Source organism: Actinoplanes sp. NPDC049118 (assembly GCF_040648555.1).
Lineage (GTDB): Bacteria > Actinomycetota > Actinomycetes > Mycobacteriales > Micromonosporaceae > Actinoplanes.
This window is the reverse complement of sequence record NZ_JBEZDY010000041.1, coordinates 64,444-70,544: the sequence shown is the minus strand read 5'-3', so window position 1 is coordinate 70,544 and position 6,101 is coordinate 64,444. Positions and strand designations below refer to the sequence as shown.

General features: G+C 69.9%; 6 protein-coding genes and 1 pseudogene. 2 read left to right on the top strand and 5 right to left on the bottom strand.

Translation table 11 applies throughout. From position 1 onward, the window contains the following. Together AB0B58_RS39625 and AB0B58_RS39620 are read right to left on the bottom strand one after the other, a co-directional pair. Positions 1-716: pseudogene (locus tag AB0B58_RS39625) on the bottom strand (hypothetical protein); the annotation flags it as partial. Positions 717-1,638: 922 nt separating this feature from the next. Then, complete coding sequence (locus AB0B58_RS39620; RefSeq protein WP_360235564.1) at positions 1,639-1,863, bottom strand: hypothetical protein; 225 nt, start codon at positions 1,861-1,863, stop codon at positions 1,639-1,641. Positions 1,864-2,029: 166 nt separating this feature from the next. Between AB0B58_RS39620 and AB0B58_RS39615 the strand changes: the two genes are divergently transcribed. Next, positions 2,030-2,845 carry a sugar nucleotide-binding protein gene (locus tag AB0B58_RS39615; RefSeq protein ID WP_360235561.1) on the top strand — a complete coding sequence of 272 codons (816 nt, stop codon included), beginning with the start codon at positions 2,030-2,032 and terminating at the stop codon, positions 2,843-2,845. 55 nt (positions 2,846-2,900) lie between these two features. On the opposite strand, the gene AB0B58_RS39610 is transcribed toward AB0B58_RS39615, so the two are convergent. The 3 genes from AB0B58_RS39610 to AB0B58_RS39600 all read right to left on the bottom strand — a co-directional run bounded on the left by AB0B58_RS39610 (position 2,901) and on the right by AB0B58_RS39600 (position 5,488). Next, the gene (locus AB0B58_RS39610) at positions 2,901-4,925 is read right to left on the bottom strand and encodes a hypothetical protein (RefSeq protein ID WP_360235558.1); all 2,025 of its coding nucleotides are present in this window, start codon (positions 4,923-4,925) and stop codon (positions 2,901-2,903) included. 89 nt (positions 4,926-5,014) lie between these two features. Then, on the bottom strand, positions 5,015-5,233 hold the full coding sequence (locus tag AB0B58_RS39605) for a hypothetical protein (RefSeq protein WP_360235555.1): 219 nt from the start codon (positions 5,231-5,233) through the stop codon (positions 5,015-5,017). Next, on the bottom strand, positions 5,234-5,488 hold the full coding sequence (locus tag AB0B58_RS39600) for a helix-turn-helix domain-containing protein (protein ID WP_360235552.1): 255 nt from the start codon (positions 5,486-5,488) through the stop codon (positions 5,234-5,236). 266 nt (positions 5,489-5,754) lie between these two features. Between AB0B58_RS39600 and AB0B58_RS39595 the strand changes: the two genes are divergently transcribed. Beyond that, positions 5,755-6,063, top strand: a complete 309-nt coding sequence (locus tag AB0B58_RS39595; RefSeq protein WP_360235549.1) for a hypothetical protein — start codon at positions 5,755-5,757, stop codon at positions 6,061-6,063. The last annotated feature ends 38 nt before the right edge of the window (positions 6,064-6,101 follow it).

Below are 6,101 nucleotides of genomic sequence, written 5' to 3'. Positions count from 1 at the left end.
CCCTTGCGGCTGAAGTGTTGTACCCCGATCCTTTCGCACATCTGCCGGACCTCGGCGTCGTCGCCCTCGTCGAGCAGCCAGACGTCGTACCGGCCCGGGTGGCTGATCCGGCGGGCGGAGCGCAGCGTGCGCTCGACCATCTCGATCGGCTCCTTGCCCGGCACGATCGTGGTCAGGAAGGCGACCCGCAGGTCGGCCTGCGGCACGACCGGAACCGGGTCGCGCGCCCACAGGGTGGCCAGGCAGAGCGTCACCACGTTGACCAGGCGGAACAGCTCGATCAGCGCGGTCGCGCCGATCATGAAGACCGTCGCCGCGTAGAGCCCGGGGTGCAGGCTGCGCTCGGGGACCTCGATGGAGGAGAGCAGCCAGGCGAAGAAGGTGCTCTCGAACGCGAAGGCGAAGAGCGTGATGAGCACGGTGGCGATCGGCCGGCGCCGGGCGAGCGGGCGCATGCTGACCCGGTATCCGTCGGCGGGCGCGGGCTCGGCCTGCCCGGCGAGCACGCTGAAGCCGGCGTAGTTGTAGCCACCGTCGGGGATGACCACGGTCGCGTCGTCACCCAGGTCCGGGAACGCGCCGGCGGGACCGCCGTCGGTACCGGCGGGCCTGCGGGGCGCCGGCACGGTCCGGGTGGGCGCGCCCGCGGTCGAATTCGTCGGTACGGGCGCGGCGGTGCGCTCCGTTCTGCCGGAGGGTGCTTCTGTGACGCTCATCGACGTTCTCTCACCTCACGGGCGGCTGCCCGGTTGACAGGGGTGTCACCGAAAGTGACGGTAGAAGAATGGCCGGTGACCGTCCTCTACGGACCGCCGTAAACGTGAGACGTATTCACGCATGGACAACCGACTCTTCTTCATTAGCGTCATATCGGCCTGGCTCCTGAATGCGCTCTGACAGTTCCACACAAGTGCGGCCGAGCCATAAATATGAGCCTCGAACGTGAGCAGCGACACGTGACCAGCGAGTAGTCATATACGCTGCGTGGCAATTCACCGCGGCGCAGCGTAGTTGATCGATGTCCCGAACGGCGCCCAACCGACCTTCCGGTATGTCGCGGTTGCCCCGGTCGTGGTGCGCCGGGCCGTTCGAGATGATCTGTACCTGCGCAGGTCATGCTGACCGCTTCGCCATATTCGATAGTGGACCGAAGTGCGCGCCGGTCTCGACGCCGGCGGGCACCTCCCGTCGGGCATGACTTTCTGTGATGGTCGTTACAAAAATGCATTCGCCAATACCCCAATCGGAACCCGAACCCGAAATATTGGCGAGTAGTGAATTCCCGAATGTCGGGCGGGGTCGACCCCGATCGATTAGGCCGGGAGCTTCACCGGGCTATTCGGCCCTGTCGTCCATGCGTCCACGGGGGATGGGCCCGGGGTGGCGCCGACGCCGTCTACTCATACGAAAGCCCCGTATCGTAACTGTCTGTAATCGCCTGGATGCCTTTACCGCGCCGTGCCGCGGCGGCGTCCGAGGGTCCGGGCCGCCCGGCTCCTGATCCGGGGCAGCGACTCGGCGTGCCGACGACGGCGTCGATCGCGGCTCGGAGCACCCGGCCGTCGTCGGGCTCGGCCGGGATGGTCGCCTGCCACGCGGCGGTCGGCTGGGGCTACGGGACCGTCGCCGCTGCCGGCGCTACTGGGCGATCTTCGCCGTCTCCCGGATGGCGACGGCCGCGCGGACGAACGCGTTGTCGGCGAGGTCGCCGATGGTCTCGATGCCGAAAGCCTGCCGAAGGCCCTCGGCCTCGGCCTCGGAGATGCCGGACAGTGCCGACACCGGCGCGTCGACGAGGTCGAGCAGCTGGCTCGATCGAAACTCCGGGTCGAGAATCGCGTCGAGGTTCACGGAGACTGCCATCGGTGTGTCCTCCCTCGTGCGTCGGGCTCGGCCGGACGCGGCCGGGCCGCAAGCCGATGTTCCCACACCCAGCCCGGCCTGCGACGGCGTCGCCGGCTCCTTTGTAGATCCGACACCCGGGCGTTCGCGGTCCAGCCGTGGCGGGCCGGCGGTAGGGTCCGTGTGCATGACCAAAAGGATCTTGATCACCGGCGCCACGGGGCACCTCGGCTCCCGGATCGCCGTGCGTGCCGCCACCGGGTGGTCCGCGGTCGGCACCTGTTTCAGCAGCCCCGATCGCCAGGGGAACGAGTGGCTCGACGTCCGGGATCCGGCCGCGGTCCGCGACCTGATCGAGCGGGTACGCCCGGACGCGGTGATCCACACCGCCACCGGGCGCGACGACTGGCGGGTGATGGCCGACGGCGCAGCGCACGTCGCCGTCGCCACGGCGGCGATGAACGTCCGGCTGATCCACGTGTCCAGCGACGCGATCTTCTCCGGCGACGCGGTCGACTACGACGAGTCCGCGCTGCCCGACCCGGTCTACCGCTACGGGGCCGCGAAGGCCGCCGCCGAGACGGCGGTCCTCGCGGTATGCCCGGACGCGGCCGTGGTGCGCACCTCGCTGATCCTCGGCGGCACCCGCGGGCAGCACGAGACCCTCACCCGCGACCTCCTCGCCGGCCGTCGCCGCGGCGCGCTGTTCACCGACATGATCCGCAAGCCGGTCCACGTCGACGACCTGGCCGACGCCCTGCTCGAACTGGCCGCCGGCGACTACCGGGGCGTCCTGAACGTCACCGGACCCGATGCGATCGACCGCTACGAACTGGGCGTCCTGACCGCCCGCCGGGAGGGTCTCGACCCCTCCCGGCTACCCGCCGGGACGATCGCGGGCTCCGGCCTGCGGCTTCCCACGGACGTACGGCTGCGCACCGACAGGGCGGTGTCGCTGCTGCGCACCCGGCTGCGAGGCGTACGCGAGTTCCTGGCCGGATGACCGTCAGGCCCGGTCGAGCCCCGGCCGGCTGCGGCCGGGGCTCATTGGCCCGAGGTCAGCCCGCCACCAGGAATGTCCAGGTGGTCGTGGCCGTGCGCCCGTCCGGCCAGCGGGCCTCGACGGCCAGGACGTTCTCACCGGTCCGGTCCGGGGTGAGCGTCACCGTGGCGGAATCGTTCTCGGCCGGCACCACCTGCTCCGCACCGCCGTTGAGCCGGTAACCGAACTCCGTCGCGCCGGATACGCCCGCCGTCAGCCAGAACTGTCCGGGCTGACCGACGCCGCCGGCCTCGTTCCACTCCGTGTAGATGTCGGAGTAGACGGTCGGTGCCGGATCCGCGACGGTGAACCTCGCCTCGAACGGATCGGACCTCCGGCCGTCCGCCGCCTGCGCGACCACCGTCATGCGGTGCTCACCGGGTCGCCGCGGCACGTACGACACCGTGGCGGTGCCGTCCGCGCCCGCCTCGGCGGTGAACTGCTCGTCGCCGACGGACCAGAAGTACCGCACGACGCCGGGCAGGCCGGCCGCGTCCATGGAGAGGACGAACTGACCGGCGAGCCCGGGCCGGCCGTTGCCGGAGCCGTCGAACCCGTACGGGGTGCCGCTCACCGACGGCCGGTTAGCCACCACGAACGTGAAGACGGTGGGCTCGGAGACCTCCCCGGAGCGCGTCCGGCTCCGGACGGCCAGGTCGTGTCGGCCGATGCGCGCCGGTGTGAGGTCAACGGCCGCCCGGCCGTTCTCGTCGGCGTCCACCGTCTGCTCCGGCCCGTCGTCGAGCCGGTAGAGATAGGCCGTCACGTCGCTGACCCCGGGGGCGAAGTCGAACCGGCCCGGCACCTGAACACCGCCGCCGATGCCGTAACCCGGGTAGTCCTGGGAGTCCACCCGCGGGGTGGCGCCGGCCACGTCGAAGAAGTACCGGCCCCGCTGCGACTCCTTGCCGGCGGAGTCCACCGCGTTCACCTGCAGGACGTTCGATCCCGCGCGGGGCGGCGCCCAGGACACCGTGCCCACGCCGTCGACCGTGGTAACCGACCGCTCGGGCTCGGCGTTGAACGCATATCGGTAGGAGACCACGTCCGGGCTGTTCGGATGGAAGGTGAACGTGTCGGCGACGCCGACGCCGCCGGCTTCACCGCCGCCGGGAAGGTACACATCGGAGTGCACCCGCGGCTCCGAGGTCGCCTCGAAATAGGTCGACGCCTCGCCGGTCCGGCCGTCGGCCGTGTGGCTGATGGCGCTGAACAGGTAGAGACCCGGCCTGGTCAGGGTGACGGTGATGACCGCGGTCCCGTCGGCGGCGGCCGGCACCACGTGCACCTCGGGCTCGTCGTCCTCGGTGGACATGAGCTTCCAGGTCCAGCGCACGACGCCCGGCGTGCCCGGCCGAAGCGTGATCCGGTGCGGCACGTCGATGCCCGAGGCCGCGCCGTCGATCGTCGGGCTCCCGGGCGCGTCCGCGTCGACGGTGAGCTCGGGACTGTTGGCGATGCGCACGTGCCGCCTCGCGTCCTTCTCCGCGGAGGCGGGCAGGCGCACGGACAGCGTCAACGTGCGGAGCCCGTCGGCCAGTGCGCCGCGGACCGCGTCCGCGACGTCGAAGTCGTGCAGCGCGGTGGGGCACGGGTCGCCGGCGATGGTCGTGCCGGGATCCAGCCTCCGTACGTCGGCGGGCGGCCTGCGCCAGCTCGTCCGGGCGGTGACGTCGCCGGTCCGCCACAACTCGAGGGCCGGCCGGAACCGGCAGGTCTTCGCCGCGGTCTGCCGCACGCTGAGTTTCGCCCCGCGGATGCCGGCACCGGACAGGCTGCCGAGGTCATAGGTGAAGTAGGCGCGCGTCGTGTGCCGCGCGCCGCCGTCGTCACGCCACGTGCCCAGCCCGGCGTCGCCGGCACCATCGATGGCGGCGGCGCGCGGCTGGTGCCGGTCGATGGATGCCCAGGCGGTGGGCCGGACGGAGACGGTGGCGGTTGCGGCTGCGGCCGCGGGCGGCGAGCCGCCCGCCGCCAACAGGCCACCGGCCATGATGGCCGACGCGACTGCGGCCAGCAGCCGCCGAGCGTGATTGCTCATGAAGGATCCTCCCCGTGAATACCGGCCATTTGGACTGGGTCGGCGATCGGATCATATCGATCGGTCCGACAATCCGGGGTGGCTTCTCCTCAGAGGACGGCGGCAGGCACTTCAACGTCGCCGGCCGTGTACCGAGGCCGGGGGAGACGCCCGATCTGCCGCCGGCGCCACGCTTTGACGTCCGGGGTGGTGTGGGTGGACAGGTTGTCCAGGACCACATGGATCTCGCGGCCGGCGTGCGGGGCGATGGCCTTCTTGAGAAAGGCCAGGAACGCGGGACCGTTGGCCGGTACGCAGTCGCCGATCACCTAGCCGGTGGTGACGTTGAGGGCGGCGAACAGGTTGGTGGTGCCGTGCAACCCCGACGCGCCGTCAGCGGCATACCGCGCCAGCCGCAGAGCCACCGTCGGCCGTGACACCCCGGCCAGCGCCGCGATGTCCTTCTTCATCCGACCCTCGGCATGCCACAACACGATCCGGGCCCGCGTCCCGACCGCCGCCGACACCTCCGCACTCGTAGTCAGCGCACGCAGCTCGGCACCTTGGTCAGCCGTCAGCTCCACCTGGACAGCCAACCACACCAAACATCACGTAGGGACAACAGAATCACGAAACGCTAGGTTCCGGTAGTGAGCCGGGAAGGTGTCGATGCACGGATTACGGCATGCGAGTGCGGATGGCCTTGATGGGGGCATTGCCGGGACAAACCATGGCTCTGCCGGCCTTGCCGACAGCAAATTGAATCCGCGGGAACGCCCGGGAGCGCGACTTCGTCGAGCTCACCGCAGTCCTTCGAGTCGATATGACAGGGCTCTCTATAGTGGGTCTCGTGCAACCTCACCCACCCCGCGCACCGCAGCCATCGTTCCTCGAGCAGGAGATCGGCGGTGTCCCAATCTGGGGCCATCTCATAGCCGGCTTCGCGACTTGCGGGATATATTTTGTTTTCCTGCCTTTCGCTCTCCTCCACAGCGCGATCGAGCGCCGGATCGACCGGGCTGTGGACCGGGTGGTCGACCCATTGATGGACCGAGTAGCCAAGGTGGCACTGGCGATCGTGACCGTGCCGGCCTACCTGGTCTATCGGCTCGGGCGGCTGATCTACAACCGCATCACCGTGCGGGCAAATAGATCCTGAAACAGGCTTTCTGTCAGGAATCTAGCGAGTCGCAATTG

Bases quoted from the DNA above. Each gene is read 5' to 3' on its own strand.
- AB0B58_RS39615 (WP_360235561.1), top strand. From the start codon at position 2,030: ATGACCAAAAGGATCTTGATCACCGGCGCCACGGGGCACCTCGGCTCC.
- AB0B58_RS39610 (WP_360235558.1), bottom strand. From the start codon at position 4,925: ATGAGCAATCACGCTCGGCGGCTGCTGGCCGCAGTCGCGTCGGCCATC.
- AB0B58_RS39620 (WP_360235564.1), bottom strand. From the start codon at position 1,863: ATGGCAGTCTCCGTGAACCTCGACGCGATTCTCGACCCGGAGTTTCGA.